General features: G+C 47.0%; 16 protein-coding genes. 3 read left to right on the plus strand and 13 right to left on the minus strand.

Annotated features, from left to right (window positions below; translation table 11 throughout):
- Positions 1 to 157: 157 nt before the first annotated feature.
- The 12 genes from VNE01S_RS16020 to aspA all read right to left on the minus strand — a co-directional run bounded on the left by VNE01S_RS16020 (position 158) and on the right by aspA (position 15475).
- The gene (locus tag VNE01S_RS16020; protein ID WP_053397089.1) at positions 158 to 781 is read right to left on the minus strand and encodes a MarC family protein; all 624 of its coding nucleotides are present in this window, start codon (positions 779 to 781) and stop codon (positions 158 to 160) included.
- Between the two features lie 140 nt (positions 782 to 921).
- Complete coding sequence (locus VNE01S_RS16025; RefSeq protein WP_053397090.1) at positions 922 to 1557, minus strand: response regulator transcription factor; 636 nt, start codon at positions 1555 to 1557, stop codon at positions 922 to 924.
- Between the two features lie 264 nt (positions 1558 to 1821).
- Positions 1822 to 3606: a protein-disulfide reductase DsbD gene (locus VNE01S_RS16030; protein WP_053397091.1), complete on the minus strand. Its 1785-nt coding sequence runs from the start codon at positions 3604 to 3606 to the stop codon at positions 1822 to 1824.
- A gap of 191 nt (positions 3607 to 3797) precedes the next feature.
- Positions 3798 to 4286 carry an arginine repressor gene (locus tag VNE01S_RS16035; RefSeq protein ID WP_053397092.1) on the minus strand — a complete coding sequence of 163 codons (489 nt, stop codon included), beginning with the start codon at positions 4284 to 4286 and terminating at the stop codon, positions 3798 to 3800.
- A 322-nt stretch (positions 4287 to 4608) separates the two neighbouring features.
- Positions 4609 to 5073: an aspartate carbamoyltransferase regulatory subunit gene (pyrI, locus tag VNE01S_RS16040; protein ID WP_053397093.1), complete on the minus strand. Its 465-nt coding sequence runs from the start codon at positions 5071 to 5073 to the stop codon at positions 4609 to 4611.
- A 17-nt stretch (positions 5074 to 5090) separates the two neighbouring features.
- Positions 5091 to 6020, minus strand: a complete 930-nt coding sequence (gene pyrB / locus VNE01S_RS16045; protein ID WP_053397094.1) for an aspartate carbamoyltransferase — start codon at positions 6018 to 6020, stop codon at positions 5091 to 5093.
- 535 nt (positions 6021 to 6555) lie between these two features.
- Positions 6556 to 7566: an ornithine carbamoyltransferase gene (locus VNE01S_RS16050; RefSeq protein WP_053397095.1), complete on the minus strand. Its 1011-nt coding sequence runs from the start codon at positions 7564 to 7566 to the stop codon at positions 6556 to 6558.
- Positions 7567 to 7686: 120 nt separating this feature from the next.
- Positions 7687 to 8598: a carbamate kinase gene (gene arcC / locus VNE01S_RS16055; protein ID WP_053397160.1), complete on the minus strand. Its 912-nt coding sequence runs from the start codon at positions 8596 to 8598 to the stop codon at positions 7687 to 7689.
- A gap of 59 nt (positions 8599 to 8657) precedes the next feature.
- Positions 8658 to 9881, minus strand: coding sequence for an arginine deiminase (gene arcA / locus VNE01S_RS16060; RefSeq protein ID WP_053397096.1), 1224 nt, complete (start codon positions 9879 to 9881; stop codon positions 8658 to 8660).
- Positions 9882 to 10618: 737 nt separating this feature from the next.
- Positions 10619 to 12067: a YfcC family protein gene (locus VNE01S_RS16065; protein WP_053397097.1), complete on the minus strand. Its 1449-nt coding sequence runs from the start codon at positions 12065 to 12067 to the stop codon at positions 10619 to 10621.
- A gap of 496 nt (positions 12068 to 12563) precedes the next feature.
- On the minus strand, positions 12564 to 13871 hold the full coding sequence (locus tag VNE01S_RS16070) for an anaerobic C4-dicarboxylate transporter (protein WP_053397098.1): 1308 nt from the start codon (positions 13869 to 13871) through the stop codon (positions 12564 to 12566).
- Between the two features lie 152 nt (positions 13872 to 14023).
- Positions 14024 to 15475, minus strand: coding sequence for an aspartate ammonia-lyase (aspA, locus tag VNE01S_RS16075; protein ID WP_053397099.1), 1452 nt, complete (start codon positions 15473 to 15475; stop codon positions 14024 to 14026).
- Between the two features lie 326 nt (positions 15476 to 15801).
- Between aspA and VNE01S_RS16080 the strand changes: the two genes are divergently transcribed.
- The 3 genes from VNE01S_RS16080 to VNE01S_RS16090 all read left to right on the plus strand — a co-directional run bounded on the left by VNE01S_RS16080 (position 15802) and on the right by VNE01S_RS16090 (position 20667).
- A complete protein-coding gene (locus VNE01S_RS16080; protein ID WP_053397100.1) occupies positions 15802 to 16323 on the plus strand; it encodes an FxsA family protein in 522 nt (173 codons plus the stop codon).
- Positions 16324 to 16632: 309 nt separating this feature from the next.
- Positions 16633 to 19593, plus strand: coding sequence for an ExeM/NucH family extracellular endonuclease (locus tag VNE01S_RS16085; RefSeq protein ID WP_053397101.1), 2961 nt, complete (start codon positions 16633 to 16635; stop codon positions 19591 to 19593).
- Positions 19594 to 19692: 99 nt separating this feature from the next.
- Positions 19693 to 20667 (plus strand): LysR family transcriptional regulator, encoded by a 975-nt coding sequence (locus tag VNE01S_RS16090; protein WP_245649906.1) that lies wholly within the window; start codon positions 19693 to 19695, stop codon positions 20665 to 20667.
- Here the strand turns inward: VNE01S_RS16090 and VNE01S_RS16095 are convergent.
- A partial coding sequence (locus VNE01S_RS16095; protein WP_061781655.1) for an amidohydrolase occupies positions 20633 to 21502 on the minus strand: 870 nt, incomplete at its 5' end. The genes VNE01S_RS16090 and VNE01S_RS16095 overlap by 35 nt on opposite strands.

A 21502-nucleotide genomic window follows, 5' to 3' on the forward strand; every position in this document is an offset into this window, starting at 1 on the left:
TGGCAAGAACTCTTTTCAACTTTAGTCGTGGGGGTATATAAAAAAAGCACCATAAAAACAGGCGCTTAATTATTTGGTGGGGCGTTTCTGTGATGTTAAATATGTGTTAATTTAGCCAAAAGTCTAATAATTAACCAATCGATGGTTCGATTTATTTTTAAATGTAAAAATCTTTTATTCCCTGCAAGAGATTATTGAGTGCCACAGCAGCTAAAATCAGCCCCATGACTCGGCTGATGATTGCGGCCCCTGCGTCCCCAATCCACTTTTGAATGCGCGTTGCGCCCAGCAGCAGTAATAGGGTGATGATCAATACCACCATCATCACTAGAGCGGTCATGCCTTGGTCTAGTAGGGAATATCGGTGATTGTCCGTCAACATGACGATGGCCATCATGGCGCCCGGAGAGGCAATGGACGGCATCGCCAGTGGGTAGACGGCCAAGTCAGCCAAATGTGCTCGGCTAAAATCTTTGCTTAACTTTGCTTCTTGATCGGGTTTCGACTCACCAAAAATCATGCTTAAGGCAAACAGCAGTAAAACCAAACCACCCGCTGCTTGAAAGGCGGGTAACGGGATTTGCATCGCTTCGAGCAGCAATTGCCCGGCGATAAGGAAAAACAGTAAGACACCCGTTGCGATACCAACGGCTTTGATCGCAACTGAGCGACGTTGTTTGGCCGTTAAGTGCTGAGTTTTAGCAAGATAGACCGGAATTGTGCCAACAGGATCAATGACAGCCCAGAGAACAACGAATTGAGTAATTAAGACACTAAGCAAGCGATAGGCTCCCAGAGTTAGGTGAAACATAGGGAAGGGAAACATGGCGGATTTTCTAGAGGATAGAACGACGCCACCGATGTAACCGGACTTTTAAACGATACCCTAAGTCTGACTTAATTACGTTAAGCTGGAGTGAATTAAGATTCAGATTCGAGCTGCTGAAGTAAAATAACCGCCTGAGTGCGGTTTTTGACCCCTAACTTGCGGAAAATCGCCGTCATATGGGCTTTGATTGTTGCTTCCGATACATTGAGTTCGTAAGCAATCTGCTTATTGAGCAAGCCGTCAGAAAGCATGCCCAGCACCTTGTATTGCTGTGGCGTTAACGTGGCTATTTTCTCAGCCAGATCGCTACACGCTGCATTATTGGTGATCGAGCCTTCAGGGAAGAAAGGTTCGCCGTTCAGCACTTGGTTTAACGCACTGACCAGTTCACGCATATCACTCGATTTCGGAATGAAGCCAAAGGCACCGTGGCTTTTTACTTGGGTGACAACCGAAGGCTCTTCGCTGGCAGAGACCACCACAATCGGTAAATCTGGGTACTCTGCGCGGAGGTGGATAAGGCCAGACATGCCATTGGCACCCGGCATCTTTAGGTCAAGCAGGAGCAAATCCGGCTCGTCTTCTTTAGACAGTACATTGAGTAGTGCCTCGAGTGAGTCCGCTTCTAGCAGGTTGGCGCCGCTAACCGCCATATGCACAGATTGGAAGAGGGCATTGCGAAAAAGAGGGTGATCGTCAGCGATGATAATGGTGTAGGTCGAGTCCATGACGTAAACACTTATAACAGTTTGGTTAATAGAATTATTGTCACCTTTGTGTTACGGAACAATGTTTATTCACTAAAAGTCTGAACTCTATCGGGTTTTATTAGAAATATTGCATATAAATGTTCATTGCAGTCAGATCAATAGAACGTGAGTCATTTTCGTGAGAGTGGTGAAGCGAAACGGGAAAGGTGCAGAGTATAAAGTGAAGGCTTAGACGTTGGTCGCCCTCTGAAGCAGAAGGCGACCAATTTTAGGGGCACGAGCTTAAAGACTATGGGTGTCCAAATGCTCTAAGAACGGTTGGGCTTCAACAAAACCGGTGAGCCTCGCGTTAGAGACATGTTCGCCTTTGGCGTCCCAAAACTCGATCGTCGGTAGACCCAGTACATCCATCTGTTTGAGTAACTCGATGTCTTGTGGCGTGTTTTTGGTTACATCCGCTTGCAGTAACACAAAGTTTTGCAGCTTTGACTCCACTTGTGGCTGGTGGAAGGTGTACTTTTCAAACTCTTTACACGCGACACACCAGTCGGCATAGAAATCGAGCATCACGGGCTTGCCGCTGAGTTTGGCTTGTTCAAGTTGCGTATTCAGCTCTGTTACAGTGGCAATGCGCGTGAATGCGATGGTTGGCGCTTGCTGTGTTTGCTCTGCACCAAACCAGTAGCTTAGAGCCGGTTGTGCCGATGCAAATAGCCCGAGCACCGCGATAATACCGACAGTACTTTGCTTCCAGCCACCAAATTCCAGTGAGTTTTTGATGTGGTACAGCCAACCGAAGGCGACGATCCCAAGCGCAGACCAAAGGCCTGTTGCCCAAACTTCCGGTAAGATACGTTCCAGTAAGAAGATTGGCGCAGCGAGCAGAACAAAGCCAAACAGTGTTTTCACTCTGTCCATCCAATTGCCCGCTTTTGGCAGCAGTTTATTGCCGAATACCGCGACTAGGATCAGCGGAATACCCATCCCGATTGCCAAGGCATACAACGCAACCCCACCAGTGACCAAATCGCCACTTTGCGCCACATACAGCAACGCACCCGATAATGGCGCAGTGGTGCAAGGTGAGCAGACCAAGCCAGAAATCGCACCCATGGCAAAGACACCCAATGAGCTGCCGCCTTGTTGCTTGTTACTCAGGTTATTGAGCCAGGTTTGCACACTGCTTGGCAGTTGCAGGTTGTACACGCCGAACATAGACAGCGCTAGGGTGACAAACAAAATGCTCAGACCAATCAACACATATGGGTGTTGCATCGCAGCTTGGAACTGCATACCCGCAGATGCGACTACCAGTCCCAATAAGGTATAGGTGAGCGCCATCCCTTGAACATAGATAAACGACAAGCCCAGTGCGCGGCCATGACTGAGTTTGCCACTACCCAGAACAATACCAGTCAGAATCGGGTACATAGGTAACACACACGGCGTGAAAGCCAGGCCCACCCCTAAGGCAAGAAACATCAGCGGGGTCCACCAATTGTCACTGAGGCTTGACGCTAGGTTCGACTCCTCCGACTTTGGTGAGGTTGGTTTAGGTGCGGCTGGCGTGGAAGTCACTTTTTTCGCTATTGGTGTCACGCTGTTTGAGTCAGAAAACTCAAAACTGGTGAGATCAATGGTGCGGGTTTCAGGTGGGTAACAGAAACCCGCCTTGGCACACCCTTGGTACTGTACGATTAAGCGCGCGCCTTCTTGATAATCTGACAAAGGCACTTCGACAAACAGTGGTGTGGTGTAGATGTTTACATCACCAAAGAACTCATCGTTATATGGTTCGCCATCTAGCATGACGATCTCGCCAACCGACACTTTCTCGCCACTGATCGAAATACGATGTTGATACAAGTAGTAGTCGGGCTTGACCTGCCAATCAATGAAAACGCGGTTGCCCTGTTGGAAATGGTTGAACGGAAAGGCTTCGTCAACGGGAACAAACCTATTGTTGTTGTCGAAACTTAGCGTTGAGTTGGTATTACCGAAGGTGGCCAACGCCGGGGCGGAGACCATGGAAATACAGAGAATCAATAGCGAAAAGACGATGCGCATAGTTAATCACTTGAGTTAATTTTGTTCATTTTAACTCATTAGGACAGAAGAATGGGCGAAGAAGTTTCAGCCAGCGGAAAATTCTTCTTTAGGGGAGCATTCAGCGAGATAGTGACTAAGGGAAGGTTAGCTGGAAGTCTCTCATTATTCAGGCTTGAGAGGCTCCCAGCTAATAGACCGGATGTATTGGATTAATCCACGCCCAAACGTGCTTTTACAATTCGCTCACACGCATCAATACGAGTGACATCTTTTGGGATGATCAATACGGTATCGTTACCGCCGACCGTTCCCAGAATTTCAGTGTGCGGGTCGATATCCACTAAACGTGCAACGAGCTGAGCGCTACCTGGGTGCGTTTTTACGACGACCATGGCTTGGTTGTGGGTAATGAATTCAATCTGCGATGAAATGGAAGATTCCACTCGTACTGGCGCGGTTTCGACCGTAATGCAGTACACCTTTCTACCACAGGCGTTTTGCACTTTTACGACACCCAACTGGGAAAGCAGACGTGACACCGTGGATTGGCTGATGCCTTCAAAGCCAATATCAATCAACGCTTCTCGCAATTCATTTTGCGTCGCGAAACTTTGTTGCTGTAACAAACGCTTGCAGGCAGCGGTGAGTGTTTTATCTTCGTTATATTCAACAGTAATAGGATTTAGAGTTTCACCCATGGGAACTCCTTAACGTGACGTACGAACAAATCGTCCATGTAAACCTAGGCACTTTATTTTCCTTAATATGCCTATCAGCCAAACCGATGGAATTGGCATTTGCGTGAGCAATCACTTCTTTGGTGATTTTGTCTTTTTTGAATGCTAGGCAGTTTACCACCAAACAAAGTGTGGCTTTGTGAATAGGATCGCCAAACAAAAATTATATATAAGGCTATGTTTTGAAGGATTATTTTGTAGAAAAGTGGATATTTATTCTTTAGTTAGAATAAATATCCATATGATAAGCCGAGGGTGACGTTAAGCGTTCGTTTCTGTTGAGTTAGCGTGCTTCAGTCATGATTTCGCGAGAGAATACTTTTTCACAGTAGTGACATTTTAGGTGCACATTATCTTGTTTTTGTTGCACTTTAAATTTGCTTTCTACCGGTTCACCGTGAGAAATACAGTTGCTGTTTGGGCACGTAAACACGCTTTCGATACTCTCAGGAAGCGTCAGGTTAAGCTTGTTTGCTACCTTGTATTCTTCAATTTGATTGACCGTTGCTTCCGGTGCATACAATGCCAGCTGGTTGGCTTGTTCTTTCGTCAGATAAAGGTTTTCAATCTTAATCAGATCTTTGGCACCTAGCGCTGAAGAAGGCAAGTTCAGGCCAATCGTGATGCGCTCGTTGGTCTTATGCATCTTGAACAGCTTGAGGATTTTAATCCCGATGTTAGCAGGGATGTGGTCAATTACAGAGCCGTTACGGATCGCTTCTACTTGTAGTTGAGTGTCTTTCACCATGATATCTCTCCTGCTAATTAAATGGTTTCGTTAAGAACTAGAGCCAATAGTGCTTCGCGTGCATAAACACCGTTTTCAGCTTGTTCGAAGTAGTAAGCGTGCTTGGTTTTATCTACGTCGGTTGTGATTTCATCCACACGAGGAAGAGGGTGCAGCACCTTCATGTTATCGCGTGCTTCTTTTAGCGTATCCGCGGTTAGGATAAATGCCGATTTGATGTGCGCGTATTCTGACTCGTCAAAACGTTCTTTCTGTACGCGTGTCATGTAAAGCACGTCTAATTCTGGGGTCACTTCTTCGATGTTGCTGTGCATGCTGAACTGAATGCCCGCTTCTTCGAGTTCTTCACAAATGTAGTCCGGCATCGCCAATGCTTCTGGGGCGATAAAGAAGAAACGAATGTTGCTAAACTTCGCCAGTGCCTGAGTCAGAGAATGCACGGTACGGCCGTATTTGAGGTCACCCACAAATGCAACGTTGAGGTTGTCTAGCGTGCCTTGGGTTTCGTAGATAGAGAACAGGTCAAGCAGCGTTTGAGTAGGGTGTTGGTTGGCACCGTCGCCGCCGTTCACGATAGGCACACCGTTTGAGAACTCAGAAGCCAAGCGCGCCGCGCCTTCTTGAGGGTGACGCATGACGAAAGCGTCAACGTAAGATGAGATCACTTGTACCGAGTCTGCCAGGGTTTCGCCTTTTTTCGCCAGTGACGTGTTACCGCCATTATCGAAGCCAATCACGGTGCCGCCTAAACGCTGTACTGCGGTTTCAAAAGACAAACGCGTACGTGTTGAAGGCTCAAAGAAGCAGCTCGCAACCACCTTGTTTTTTAGCAACTCTGGGTTTGGCTCTGCTTTTAGTTTTGCAGCGGTATCGACGATCAGCTCTAGCTCTTCACGGCTGAGCTCTGGGATGGAGATAATGTGCTTTTTAAATAACGAATGCGCCATAGCAGTGTTTCCTCGTCTCTAATCAAACGTAAATAACAGACAAAAAAAAGCCCCCTAAAAATAGGAGGCTTAAACAGGATCAATAGAGCAAAAAGAAATAGCGAACGTCCCTGAGCTAGGGTGCGAAAAGTTGTCGCGATACGTTGTAAGTGGCTGTTTCATTTTGTGCTCCTTAGACAAATTGCGGAGGATTATACGTGCAAAAAAACGCCTTGCAAGCGTTTGTGAAAAGTATCCATAAAATGGATTTTTATGCGAAATTGGCATCTTTTCATTATGGATTCTCAGTGGTTGTGAGAACTTGCTTGGTGGCGTTTTTATTGCTGTTTTGAGTGTGGAGCTCTGAAAAAAAATGCGGGCTTTATTCAGGGTAAGTTGAGGGTCTCCCTTCCTGCCGCCCGCATTTCCCTGCAGAAATACTCGGCCGTTGTCAGTTGTAGCGGAGAAATTTACGTTCCTTCATGGGGTATCGGGAACGTGTTCCCTGCTACAACTTTTTAGGCCAGAGTATTAAGGTGGCTAGTATCTGTCGATATTAGTCGCCTAGTGTTGCTACCATGATAGCTTTGATAGTGTGCATGCGGTTTTCTGCTTCGTCGAAGACGATAGAGTGTTTAGATTCAACCACTTCGTCTGTCACTTCTACACCATCTTTAAGCTCTGGGTATTCTTGAGCTAGCTCTTTACCTACTGTTGTGTCTTCGCCGTGGAATGCTGGTAGGCAGTGCATGAATTTCACATGTGGGTTGCCTGTCGCTTTGATCATGTCCATGTTGACTTGGTAAGGCATCATTAGGTTGATACGCTCAGCCCATGCTTCTTTCGCTTCGCCCATTGATACCCACACGTCTGTGTATAGGTAATCACAATCTTTAACGCCTTCTTGAACGTCTTCAGTTAGAGTGATTTTCGCGCCAGTTTCTTCTGCGATTTCACGACATTGTGCTACTAGTGCTTCTTCTGGCCAGAACGCTTTAGGAGCAACTAGGCGGATGTCCATGCCCATTTTCGCTGCGCCAACCATTAGCGAGTTACCCATGTTGTTGCGTGCATCACCTAGGTAAGCGAACTTGATTTCGTGCAGTTGTTTGCCACGGCCGTGTTCCATCATAGTTAGGAAGTCAGCCAGGATTTGAGTTGGGTGGAATTCGTCAGTTAGGCCGTTCCATACTGGCACACCAGCGTAAGCGCCTAGCTCTTCTACGATCTCTTGACCGAAGCCACGGTATTCAATGCCATCGTACATGCGGCCAAGAACGCGCGCAGTATCTTTCATTGATTCTTTGTGACCGATTTGAGAACCCGTTGGGCCTAAGTAAGAAACTTTCGCGCCTTGGTCGAATGCCGCAACTTCAAATGCACAACGTGTACGAGTTGATGTTTTCTCGAAGATCAGTGCGATGTTTTTGCCTGTTAGGCGAGGTTGTTCATAGCCGTTGTATTTTGCTTTTTTAAGCTCCGCAGAAAGGTCTAGCATGTGCTGGATTTCACGTGGAGTAAAGTCTAGTAGTTTTAGGAAGTTACGGTTACGTAGGTTAAAAGCCATGATGTTTTCCTTCTTAATGTTCAGCGCTTTCCTTGTTATGCAGGGTAAAGAAGTAAGAAAGCGCGTAATATTGTGTTTTTGGTTGCGCCCACTATGGGCACAAGTTAAATACGTTTCGGTTTAGCCTTTAGTGATGTTGGTGCCCGCTGTGCCTTGCAGAATGCGTAGGCCATCTTCGAGTGCACCAATGCCGACCACTTTGCCGCCTTGCTTGATAAATTCGCACGACGCTTCAATTTTTGGACCCATGGAGCCAGCATCAAATTCGTATTGCGCCAGTTCAGTTGGGTTTGTGCTGCGCAGTGCTTGTTGCGTTGGTTTGCCCCAATCTAGGTAAACCGCGTCTGCGTCAGTCAGAATCAGTAGTGCATCCGCATCCAGTTGTTTGGCTAGGAATGCTGCTGACATGTCTTTGTCGATCACCGCTTCCACACCGACTAGCTTGCCGTTTTCACGTTTGACTGGAATGCCGCCGCCGCCAGTACAGATCACTAGGTGACCTTCATCAATCAGCTTAGTGATCGCGTCATGTTCAATGATGCCGGTTGGTTGTGGGCTAGGCACTACGCGACGGAAGTGTTTGCCGTCTGGCTTGATGATCCAGTTGTACTTTTCAGCCATCTCACGAGCTTCTGCTTCTTCGTAGACTGGGCCGATTGGTTTGGTTGGGTCTGCAAAGGCCGGATCGTTTGGATCCACGGTCATTTGCGTTAGCATGCAAGTGATGTTTTCTTCTGGCAGTTGGTTTTTGAACTCTTGCATCAGCATGTAACCGATCATGCCTTGCGTTTCACTGCCCAGTACATCCAGCGGATAAGGCGCGACTTTTTTGTACTCTAGGCCTTGTAGTGCCAGAAGACCGACTTGTGGGCCGTTACCGTGAACCAGTACCACGTTGTATTCTTTAGCGATTTCAGAAATCGTTTTGACAGCAATTTCAATGTTTTGGCGTTGAACTTCAGCCTCTAGAGGCTCGCCGCGACGAAGTAGGGCGTTACCGCCAAGTGCTACTACTACTGTTTGTTTCGTCATTGTTTTCATCTCTCTGCAGGGGGCAGAAGTGCTAGGCACTCCTGCCTTTTCATCACGATTTAGATACCGTCACGTTCGATTGGGCAGCTCATGCAGCGTGCACCGCCACGACCACGACCTAGCTCATCACCTGGGATTGGTAGTACTGTGATACCTGCTTTGTCGTATTTCTCGTTGGTGTAAGTGTTGCCTTCGTAGCCGATAACTACACCAGGTTTCACTGTTAGCACGTTGTTCGCATCGTTCCACTGTTCACGTTCAGCGTGGAAGTTGTCACCACCAGTGGTGATTAGGTTCACTTTGTCTACGCCTAGTGCTTTCTCGATAGCGTTAACGAAGTAGCCTTCTTCTTTCACGTTCACCGCGCCAGACTCATCGCCTGTTAGGCTCCAGCATTTCACGTCTTTACGAACCACTTCTGGGTAAACCGAGAAAGTATCTTCACGCATGTGAGTCATTACTGTATCCAAGTGCATGCAAGAGCGGTGTTTAGGTAGCTCCATTGCGATAACTTGTTTCGCTTGACCGTGCTTGAATAGGTTAGACGCTAGGTGTTCAACACCTTGTGCTGTTGTACGCTCTGACATACCGATAAGTACTGCGCCTTTACCGATAACCAGTACGTCGCCGCCTTCGATAGTTGAGTTGTCGTAGTTAATGCTTTCTTCGTCGCCGAAGTATTTCACGAAGTCTTGGCCAGCGAAGGTTGGGTGCCAGCGGTAAATTGCGCGAACATGGTTTGTTTCACGTTGACGAGCTGGTTTCGCCATTGGGTTGATAGATACGCCGCCGTAAACCCAGCATGATGTATCACGAGTAAATAGATGGTTTGGTAGTGGCTCGATGATGAAGTCGCTTGGTGCATGCATGCCTTGCATCATAGAAGAAGATTTCATTGGCATTTCGCCGTAAGCCAAACCACCTGTTAGGATCTTCGCTAACTCAAGGTTAGGTAGGTCACCTAGGTAGCAACGAACGTCATTCGCGAACGTTTTGCCTAGACGGTAATCAGACACTTGGCGGCTTAGCAACCATTCTTTTGCTTCTGGCACTGCTAGCGTGTCAGCCAGTAGGTCAGTAAGAAGCAATACTTCAACGCCTTGGTCACGTAGAGTTTGAGTGAATACGTCGTGCTCTTTACCTGCACGTTCAACCGCTAGTACATCATCAAATAGCAATTCATGGCAGTTAGATGGTGTTAAGTGAGTTAGAGCGCGTCTTGGACGATGAACTAGCACGCGACGTAATTGACCGATTTCAGAACCTACATATAACTTACTCATGATCGTATCTCTCTTATATTTAATTAGTTCTTAAATTAAAACTAATAATTAATTTTGTAAGGGAAGAGGTGTGAATTTATTTATTCACTTCTTTGCTCTGGAATTAAATATACGCTTCTCTGAATAGGAAACTTAGAGCTCAATCACAGTTCATTTTTTATGCCTCAAGCCAGTGTTTTCAAGGGTTTTAACAATATCTATGCACTTGTTATTTGGTTGTGAATGCCCTAAAAAGCCACTTGTTTGGGAAGTTTATGCACAATATATTCGTATGCTTTAGATATCCGGATTTTTATGGAAAATGTATTCAATAAAAAGAGGGTGATAAACAAGTGAATTAAATTAATTTATGCATTCAATCTTTCTAGATAAGTGCTTTTTAGCTTTAATTTAAACCTCTGCTAACAAAACTTTTGATAATAAATTTGTTGTAGATCACATTCGCCTTGGGGGATTTATTAATTTATTTAATAAAAACTCATTGAAAAAGTTATTACGAATGAATGTGGGATGGTTTATTTTTTAAAAATTAAAGAAGTAATAAGGTTTTCAAGAAGGTAAATAAAATAGTTCGGCAATTAGAAAGGCGTTTTTGAGTCTCTGTAATACACAGAGAGCGATTATTTCCCTGTGGCTAAGGGTGTAAATTAGGAAATAAAAAAAAGCCGCACAGGGCGGCTTTGACAAGGAAACTGGATAGCAGGAACGAGAGCAGCTACCCAGTTTAAAAATCGGTTTTAGATCAGTGCACCAACACTTAGAACCGCGATACAGAATAGCGCTAGGATAGCAAGTAGCGGCGCAACCCATTTCACGTAGCGAACATAAGGCACACGTGCGATTGCTAAGCCCCCCATGACCACGGCAGAGGTTGGCGTTACCAGGTTCACCAAACCAGAGGCTGATTGGTACGCAGTCACAACCAGGTCTCGGCCTACACCAGCAAAGTCAGCCAGTGGCGCCATGATTGGCATGGTGAGTACCGCTAGACCAGAGCTCGAAGGCACTAGGAATGACAGTAGCACTTCAAGGAAGAACATCACGTTGATGAAGATGACCGAGGAAAGGCCAGTCACCATTTGTTCTGCAGAGTACAAGATGGTGTCAGTGATCATACCGCGGTCCATCACCACGACGATACCACGTGCGATACCGATGATTAGTGCTACGCCAAGTAGGTCACGGGCCCCGTCGATAAAGCTGGTAGTAAATTCTTCTTCGCTCATACGAGCCACGATACCAATGATGATGGTTGATGCTAAGAACATTGCTGAGATCTCAGCCATCCACCAACCAGCTACTGATACACCGTAGATCATTACCGCGAATGACGCGCCAAAGATACTTAGGATCAGCTTGCGAGTGCCTGTGAACTCTAGGCTTTCATCTGATTGGTTGCCCAAGAAGTGCGCTTTGTTTTCTTCGTATTTATCGTAAACGATAGATTTAGTTTGGTCTTGACGAACCATGCGCGCATAACGCATCACGTAAGCGACACAGATCACCCAACCGATAAGCAGTGCAACAACACGTAGGATGATGCCGTCAGTGAACGGAATGCCTGCCGCGTTGGCCGCGATTACGGTTGCAAATGGGTTGATAGTAGAACCTAGCGTACCGATACCAGCGCCCAAAAGTACAGTAGCTGCTGCCACTAGTGGGTCAAAACGTGCGGCCATCATTACAGGTACAAGTAGGGTATAGAATGGCAGTGACTCTTCCGCCATACCATAGACGGTACCACCTGCGGCAAATAGCGCCATCAGTATTGGTATCATCATTTCTTCTCGGCCCTCTAAGCGGTGAGTGACTCGCTCAATACCCGCGTCGATAGCGCCTGTTTTGGTAACCAAACCAAGGAAGCCACCGATAACAAGAATGAATAGAGAAACGTCGATTGCAGCCGCTTCGTAGCTGTTGTGGTCGTAGAAACCGTCGATAGGGGCCAGTAGAACGTCAACCACGCCTTGTGGGTTGCCATCCACCGCTTTGTAAGTGCCAGTGACTGGAACTTCTCGGCCTAGGTCTTCGTTCATTGCACGGTCATATTGACCAGCAGGAACAATCCACGTTAATAACGCAACGAGCGCGATGAGGATAAATAAAATGGTGTAAGCGGACGGAAACTTAAAGTTGGCTAAGAAGCCGCCTTTTTTTTCTTCAGTAGGTACAGTTTGGGTTGTCATGGTGATCTCCTTACTTTTATTTATTTACCCATAAATAAAAGTGAATCAGCGACTAATAGTTATGAAATAAAAACTTTATTAATTAAGTTCTTGGGAATTCGAGGTTTATGAACCTTATTGTTTGGTTCTTTTCCGCTATTTTAAGAGCAGAGAAAAGCTCGTACTTTGTGGATCTTCACAAAAATATACTGGTCTTTTTTAGGCTATAGTTAGCTGAATAGAACTGGCAGGGTATTTGTTTAATAAAATCGGATTAATATTCTAGGTGATTTTTATAAGTTGAGTCAGTGAGGCTATTTTAGTGCTAGAGAGATAGAATTAAGGAATTTTATTCAAACGAACGGATTTTAATTCATGGCAATTTTTTTAAATGTATTTTGACTTAAATCAAAGTTGTGATGTGACCTTTATCTTGAATGTGCCTTTTTTATATTCAGCGGAAAATAAAAAAGGGAGGTCATCCTCCCTTTTAGTGCTTGATTTTTATCTGAATGGTCTAAATAAGTAAACCACCAAATGTAAAGCCCAGAGCCACTGCTGAGGCAATCGTGACCACACCTGGAATAAAGAATGGGTGGTTAAACACATACTTACCGATACGTGTTGAGCCAGTATCGTCCATTTCCACTGCTGCCAGTAAGGTTGGGTAAGTTGGCAGAACAAACAGCGCACTAACCGCGGCAAAAGACGCAACCGCTGTCAGTGGCGCAACACCAATCGCCAGCGCAGCTGGCATCAGTGCAACCGTTGTGGCGCCTTGCGAGTAAAGCAGCATCGAAGCGAAAAACAGCACCATAGCCAACATCCATGGGTAGTCTGCGAGTAGCTCACCCGCGACTTCTTTGATTTCATTGACGTGCGCATTAACAAAGGTTGAGCCTAGCCATGCGACACCCAGTACACAAACACACGCAGTCATGCCTGAACGAAACGTCGACGCTGACGGGATTTTCGCCGCATCGATTTTAGTGATAAGGACGATCACCGCTGCGGCGGCAAGCATGACCGTCATGATCGCTTCGTTGCGGCCTAGGGCAGGGTCAACAATAAGGCCAACCGATTTAGAAATGGCTGCGGCGTAACACACCACAAAACCAATCGCGGCCAAGAAAATATAAGTCGCGGTTTTCGCGGTCGGCAAAATATTACGCTGAGTCGGTGTGGTGAGTTTGATCAGGCCTTGCTCTAAACGCTCCTGATAAACCGGATCATTTTTCAGTTCGCCACCCATAAAATTCGCCACAAACGCGCCAATCATGCAAGCGGTGAAAGTGGTTGGAATACACACGGCCAAAAGCGTTAGGTAATCAACCCCTTTTGGTGCCAACATCGCGGCAAACGCGACCACGGCCGCGGAAATCGGCGAAGCCGTAATAGCGATTTGAGAGGCAACAACCGCAATCGATAGTGGGCGAGAAGGACGAACACCTTGGCCTTTGGCGACTTCAGCAATCACCGGCAGAGTTGAAAACGCAGTATGGCCGGTACCCGCCATCAGCGTCATTAAAAACGTAACAATCGGCGCGTAAAAAGTGATTCGTTCAGGGTGTTTGCGCAAAAAGTTCTCGGCCACTTGTACCAGCCAATCCATACCGCCCGCCACTTGCATGGCTGCGATCGCAGTAATGACCGACATAATGATCAAGATAACATCGACAGGAATAAAAGCCTGGCTAGTCGGCACGCCCAAGATGAGAGAAAGTGCAATCACACCTGCGCCACCCGCCAAACCAATACCAATGCCGCCAATTCTTGCTCCCAAGAATATGAAGAGCAGAACGGTAAAGAGCTCCACAGCAATCATATGAAATACCTCATTAAGTGAATTGTGAATCTGATTATCTAAAAACTCGCGAGATGAATGCTTAAATAATCAGAAGAAAGACCTTGCTCAGAGTGGTGTTTATGGGGTGAGACCCTAAAAAGGGCCCCGTTTGGGACCCTTGGTAGATGCGACTATTCGTAGCGCTTCGCTTTATACTTAGGATGCATAAAGTTTTCAACAGAAAGGATATCGTCTAGCTCTTCTGAAGTTAGAAGACCACGTTCTAGAACGACTTCACGTACGCTCTTGCCTGTTTCAGCACAAATCTTACCGACAATGTCACCTTCGTGGTGGCCAATGTATGGGTTTAGGTAAGTCACGATACCGATAGAGTTGTATACGTAGTTCTCACAAGTTTCTTTGTTTACGGTGATGCCATCGATACACTTGTCGCGTAGGTTGACACACGCATTAGAAAGCAGCGAGATAGACTCAAACATACTTTGTGCGATCACTGGCTCCATCACGTTCAGCTGTAGCTGACCGCCTTCGGCTGCGAACGACACTGTATTGTCGTTACCCAGAACTTTAAAGCACACTTGGTTGACCACTTCAGGCACAACTGGGTTTACTTTCGCTGGCATGATTGAAGAACCAGCTTGAAGCTCAGGTAGGTTCAGTTCGTTCAGACCTGCACGTGGACCAGAAGAAAGCAGACGTAGGTCGTTACAGATCTTAGACAGCTTCACAGCAAGGCGTTTTAGTGCGCCGTGCGTCATTACGTAGGCGCCACAGTCAGACGTCGCTTCGATAAGGTCTTCAGCTGGAACAACCTCTAAGCCAGTCACGTCTGCAAGGTGTTTGATCGCGAGTGCTTGGTAACCTTGAGGCGTGTTCAAACCTGTACCGATAGCCGTGGCACCCAGGTTGATTTCTAGTAGCAGTTTTGATGTGTACTCAAGCGCACGAATTTCTTCGTTTAGCGTCACTGCCCAAGCGTGGAACTCTTGGCCCACGGTCATCGGTACTGCGTCTTGTAGCTGGGTACGGCCCATCTTCAGTACGCCTTTGAACTCTTGGCTCTTAAGCTCGAAGGCACCTTTTAGGTATTCAATCGTTTCAATCAGTTTTTGTACGCTATTGTATACCGCGATACGGAAACCGGTTGGGTACGCACAGTTGGTTGATTGGCTCTTGTTGACGTGATCGTTCGGGTTAATGAACTCGTATTGGCCTTTCTCCTTGCCCATCAGTTCAAGTGCCACGTTGGCGATCACTTCGTTGGTGTTCATGTTCACTGACGTGCCCGCACCACCTTGGAATACGTCTGATGGGAATTGATCCATGCACTTACCTGTTTCAAGGATCAAATCACACGCTTCGATAACGTAGTTCGCCACATCTTTTGGAATTGCACCCAGCTCTTTGTTGGCAAGCGCGGCTGCTTTTTTGGTCATGATCATACCGCGGACAAATTCCGGTACATCAGAAATGGTTACGTTAGAAAGGTTGAAGTTTTCGATTGCGCGTAGGGTATGAATGCCGTAGTAAGCATCCGCCGGAACGTGGCGCTCACCAAGTAGATCTTCTTCAATGCGTGTAGCAGTGTTCGATGTTTTTGGAGCATCAGTTAGGGTAGCCATCACAGGATCCTTAGATAATTATTCTGATAATAAAGTAAATCACTCGCCATTCTGCAATTTAAGAATCCATTCGCCAGAATTTTAGGCTGTCAATCCGTACTGACTTATGTGGCACATCATACTGTACCTACGGCATAAAAATAGTAGCTGGATCACCTTTTTTGCTTTTGTTTCGTCAAAGTTTTGCAAGATATGAACAGCGTATAAACGGCCGCGGATTTATTCACCAATGAGCAATGATTAGGTGCGCTAGACACGTTTTTTTACTGCTTAGATTTGAGCTGATTCAGCAGAGCACGTACACTGAACACAACAAAGGAGGGCGTGTGTTTCCTATCTTATTATTACTGTTTATTTTTGTTCCTATTATCGAAATAGGCCTGTTTATTTCAGTGGGCGGTTACCTTGGCTTGTGGCCGACCATTGCGCTTGTGTTGATCACCGCGTTTGTTGGTGCGTCGTTGGTTCGCAGTCAAGGCTTGCAGACGTTAATGTCAGTGCAAGGTCGCCTTCAGCAAGGTGAATTGCCAGCGCAACAAATTCTGGAAGGTGTCATGCTTGCAGTCGCGGGTGTGTTGCTGTTAACCCCAGGTTTTATGACCGATGGTTTAGGTATGTTGGTATTGTTGCCTGCGCCTCGCGCGGCCATCGCCAAATATCTGATGAGTAAAATGGTGGTGAAGTCTGTGGGCGGCGGTTTCCACGGCAGCTTTCATCAAGGACCATTTAACCAAGACCCTTTTAATGATGATCCGTTTAAGCGTGATCCGTTTGACTCCCAAAAGGGGGACACCTTTGAAGGTGAGTACGAACGTAAAGACGACGATGATCGCAACAAGCTGAATTAAGCTGCATATTTTTCTCAGTCGAAAGGCGCTCTTAGGAGCGTCTTTTTTGTTTTTGGCTGATTTGTAAGCATATTTTAAAGAAACAAACAGTGAGATTGGATATATAACTCTAATAAATATTCACAAAATAAATCATTGAATTCAAAAGCTGTTGAAATATGCATGACATTCAACTTATCGCACACAAACAAGAGATATTGATCTCATAAATTATGAGTGTAATTTTACATTCATACATCTGAATATGATATTTGCCACAATTCGTCAACAAATGGGCGTCGACAAAATATAACGAATGGTGGTGGAACAATGAATCGTAAACATACTCCCAAACTTTTAACCCTCTGTATTGCTTCTGCTTTGTCGGGTGCAGCACACGCCGACATTATCCTTTCACAATACGTGGAAGGTAGCAGATACAACAAAGCGATTGAAATTGCTAATACTGGAGACAGCGCTGTCACACTGACAGGCTATGAACTTGCTAAGTCGTCTAATGGTGGTGGAAGTTGGGGCAGTAAGCTTGATCTAAGCCAAGTGACGCTGGAAGCCAAGCAGGTTTACGTGTTGGCTCATGGGGATGCCAGTGCGGAAATTCTGGCAGTGGCAAATGATACGGATAAAAACGTCACGAATTTTAATGGTGATGACCCTATCGCACTACTAAAAGACGGCGAAGTACATGATGTGCTAGGCGCGATGGAGGGAGTAAAGTTCGGGGAAAATCAAACCTTAGTCCGCAACAGCGATGCGTTGGCCCCATCGAGCACCCACGACCAATCGCGCTGGACGCCATTTGCCAGAGACAATATTGACGGTTTAGGGGCATTGAATACCGTTGAACCACCAGCACCATTTGCGTGTGAGGTTGATGGCGCAGCTCCTACCTTTACCGCTATCCAAGATATCCAAGGCGAAGGCGTATCTTCACCATTAATTGATGGCGACTCGTATATCACCACTGAAGAACATTTTGTCACGGGTGTCGTCACGGCCGTAACCACTGGCTTAACCAAAGGTTTCTACCTACAAGCTCTGGATAATGACAACAATGACGCCACTTCGGAAGGTCTGTTTGTTCACACTGACTTCGCGGACTCAAAGTTAAAAGCGGGTGACGTCGTTTGTGTTAAAGGTAAAGTGCAAGAGTATTACAGCAACACGCAACTATCTTCAGACGCGAACAGCTACACGACAACGAGCACCTCAGACGCGGTGACTGTCACACCGCTAGTAGTGAAAGAGGGCGAGACACTTCGCGAGGCACTCGAACGCCATGAAGGCATGCAGATAGAGCTGGATGCCGCTAGCGAGCTGTTTGTGACGCGGAACTTCTCTTATGACTACGACGCAAAACGCAACAACATGCTGTTATCGCATGAGTCACCATTGTTTAAGCCTACTCAGTTGCATGCTGCGGAAAGCGCTGAAGCGGTTGCGCTGGCAGAGCAGAACAAGAATAACCGCGTTGTATTGGAATCAGATGGTTACGCGCCAAATGGTCAAATTCCTTACTACCCAGATTTTGCCAAAGACTTCGACCAAAATGGATCGTCTGAGCATCACATTCGCTTAGGCTCTCGCGTTGAAGGTTTACAAGGTGTCGTTAACTACAGCTACAACGAATACCGCCTGATCGCGACCAATGACGTGACGAACACCAACTTTGTGACAGCCGGTGAAGGTTTTGATGTAACGCGTAAAGAAGCGCCGAGCATTATGGATTCTGATATGCGTGTCGCCAGCTTTAACGTATTGAACTATTTCACCTCGGTGGCGGATAGCGGCAATGTCAACCCGACAGGGCAAAACCGCGGCGCGAAAAGCAATGAAGAGTTCCTGCTCCAGCAAGCAAAAATTGTCGCGGCCATGAATAAGATGGATGCCGACATCATTGGTTTGATGGAAATCGAGAACAACGGTTTTGGCGAAGGCAGTGCACTACAAAACTTAGTCGATGCACTGAATGCTGACATTGATGATCACAACGATCACTACAGCTACGTGGAAATTGCTGCTGATGACAAACATCAAGGGGAATATTTTGGTACCGACGCGATCATGGTCGCGATCCTTTATCGTGCAGACGCGGTGACGCCAAAAGAGGCCGCAAAAGTCATTCTTACCCCTGAGCAGCACATCGCCGAAAACACCATTACGCGTAACGAAGGTGAAGGTAACCCTGCTTACGATAAGTACCAGCGTTATAGCTTATTCCAGACTTTTACCGTCAAAGAAACGGGCGAAGATTTCTCTGTGGTAGTGAATCACTTCAAATCTAAAGGCTCTGAATGTATCGAAGAGTGGATCGCGGGTGTGGAAGAGAGTGAACCGTCTGATCTACAAGGTAACTGTAACGCGTTCCGTGTCTCTGCTGCGAAAGCGGTGGGCGAAGCCATAAAAAACGTGAAGGGCGATGTACTGGTGATGGGCGATCTGAATGCTTACGGCATGGAAGACCCACTACTGACATTAACTGACTACTCTCAAGAGAAATACGGCCGCGAGATTTACACCGCATCGTATACCACACTGGGTGAAGACGAGCAGGGTAACAAGAAGTCTTATGAACCCGCAGGCGCGAAGATCGAACAAGGTTATGGTTACATCAACCTGAATACCATGCTGCATGGAGTGGACACCTTCTCTTACACTTACTCGGGTGAATTGGGTAACCTTGACCATGCGCTAGCGAGCAGTAGCTTGGCGAAAAAAGTGGTCGCGATAGAGGATTGGCACATCAATGCACTAGAAAGTAACTTGTTTGAGTACAGCAGCAAGTACACTGGCAATATGCCGAAGTACAACGACGCGTTCTCCGCTTCGGATCATGATCCGGTGATCATTGCGATTGATTTGCCTGATACAGAACTTAAGCTGCCGGTTGTTGGCGATAACTTGAAAGTAAAAGTTCGTCTACCAGTTGGTACGGTGGTTGGCGATAAAGTCACGGTGACACTGACCGAGAGTGGTGCGGCAAAACGCATGTCGAGCGGTGAAGACTCATCAGGTTTGACTGCAACGGCAACGGTTGATCAGAGCGATATCGATAGCAGAAACATTGAGGTCGAGTTTGCTCAAGCACCAGCAACAGGTTCCTATACGTTGGAAGAAAAAGTCACTAGCGCAGACGGAAGCGTAGAAAAGTATGTGGCGACTCGCGTAGTTGAAATACAAGCACCAGAGCAGAGTGAATCGAACGGTGGCTCTGTTGGTTGGGGACTGATGGCTGCCTTGTCTGGCCTATTGGCTTGGCGCCGTCGTCGTTAATTAACTCTCCGAGCGTAATTTCCCAATGCCAGCCGTGAATTCGGCTGGCATTTTTTATGTCTCGCACACGCGTCTGGAAATGGATGAATCGAGCCTTTCATGACTGCTCACAAGCTGTGGGATCGGGTATACTTTTGCCCTTCAGGGAAAATGGGGCGAGCCAATATGGACATCAGCTATCGTCAGCTCAAAGCTTTTATTGCTTTGGCCGAGCAGCAGAATTTTACTTACGCCGCAGAGAAGGTGCATATCACGCAGTCTGCATTGAGCCAGATGATGAAAAAGCTCACCCAACAGCTTGCTAGCGAACTGTATCAGCGCCAAGGCAGGAAAATTATCCTCACTGAAGCGGGGGAGCAGCTGTATCAGGAAGCGCGATATATCGTCAACCGACTAGACAAACTGGTGCAGCAGAACAAAGACCGCCAGCACGGCTACAACAAATCACTGGTGGTGTCGTCGCTCTACACGTTGTGTGCATCCTTAGCACCGAAAACCCTCAATGACCTGAAAAAGCGCTATCCAGATTTTACCTTTCGTTTAATAGAAGAGAGGGTTGATGACATTACCCATTCGGTATTGCAAGGACAGGCAGATATCGGCATCAACACCAACCCGAATCATCCAGAACTGAACTTTGATTTGCTGTTTCGAGACTACCTGTGTTTCGTTTGCCGACAAGACCACCCGCTCGCCGAGCATAAACAGGTCAGCTGGGAGCAAGCGCATCAATACGCCTCGATTGGTGTTAGCCCAGGGAACAGTTTACGCACCCTCACCGACGAAGCGTTTCAACGCATTGGCTTAACCTACGACCCAGAATTGAGCGCCTCGCATACCTCAACGTTATTAGGGATGATTTCCAGCGGGCTGGGCTCGACGATTTTGTCTTCCACCATCGGCGAATTGAACAACAACGTGGAAGTTCGCTTTATTCCGATTGTTCAGCCAGTTCAGTATCGCTCGGTAGGACTCATTACACGTAAAGAAACTCATCGAGAGTTAGTCGATGAGTTCAGTTTGATCTTAAAAAAACACGTTAGTGATTGGAATCCCCTTGCTCAACCAAGTTAATAAAGTACGCGGCCCCAATTGGAATCAGCTTATCGTTGAAATCGTAGGCTTTGTTGTGTAACCCGACATGACAGCCGTCTTCACGTGTGCCATTGCCGATAAACCCGTAGCAACCAGGTACTTCATTGAGGAAGAAAGAAAAGTCTTCGCTGGTCAGCATCGCTTCACAGCTTGGGTTTACCTGCTCTGTGCCCACAGTTTGCTGCGCGGCGGCGATTGCGCGTGCGGTTTCAACTTCCGTGTTGACCGTCGGCGGATACGATACCGGCCCGAGTTTGAATTCAGCCTTCATACCGTGCGCTTTGCCAGTATGTACCACCAACTGTTCTAAACGCTCAACGATGCTATCACGCGTTTGCTGCGAGAGAGCGCGGAAGGTGCCACTCATATGGGCCTGATCCGCAATAGCATTGGTGGTTTCACCGCAGTGCATCTGCGTCACCGTCACGACCAGTGGGTCAAACGGGTCGTAACTGCGGCTGACCATACCCTGAATGCCTTGGTAAATATGAGTTGCGACCAGTAATGGATCTTGGGTGGTGTGGGGTAATCCCGCATGACCGCTTTTTCCATCGACAGTGACAAATAAGCGATCGGAGCTTGCCATAATCGGTCCCGTCTTAAACGCAAAATGTCCTTCAGGAATGCCCGGCATATTGTGCAGTGCGTAGCAGGCGTCAATCGGAAAACGGTCTAGCATGCCGTCGGCGATCATGGTCTCCGCACCAGCTTTGCCTTCTTCAGCGGGTTGGAATATCAGTACCACTTTACCGGCGAAATGACGCGACTGAGCCAAGTAGCGCGCTGCGAGTAATAACATAGTGGTGTGACCGTC

Source organism: Vibrio nereis NBRC 15637 (genome assembly GCF_001591105.1).
Taxonomy (GTDB): Bacteria; Pseudomonadota; Gammaproteobacteria; order Enterobacterales; family Vibrionaceae; genus Vibrio; species Vibrio nereis.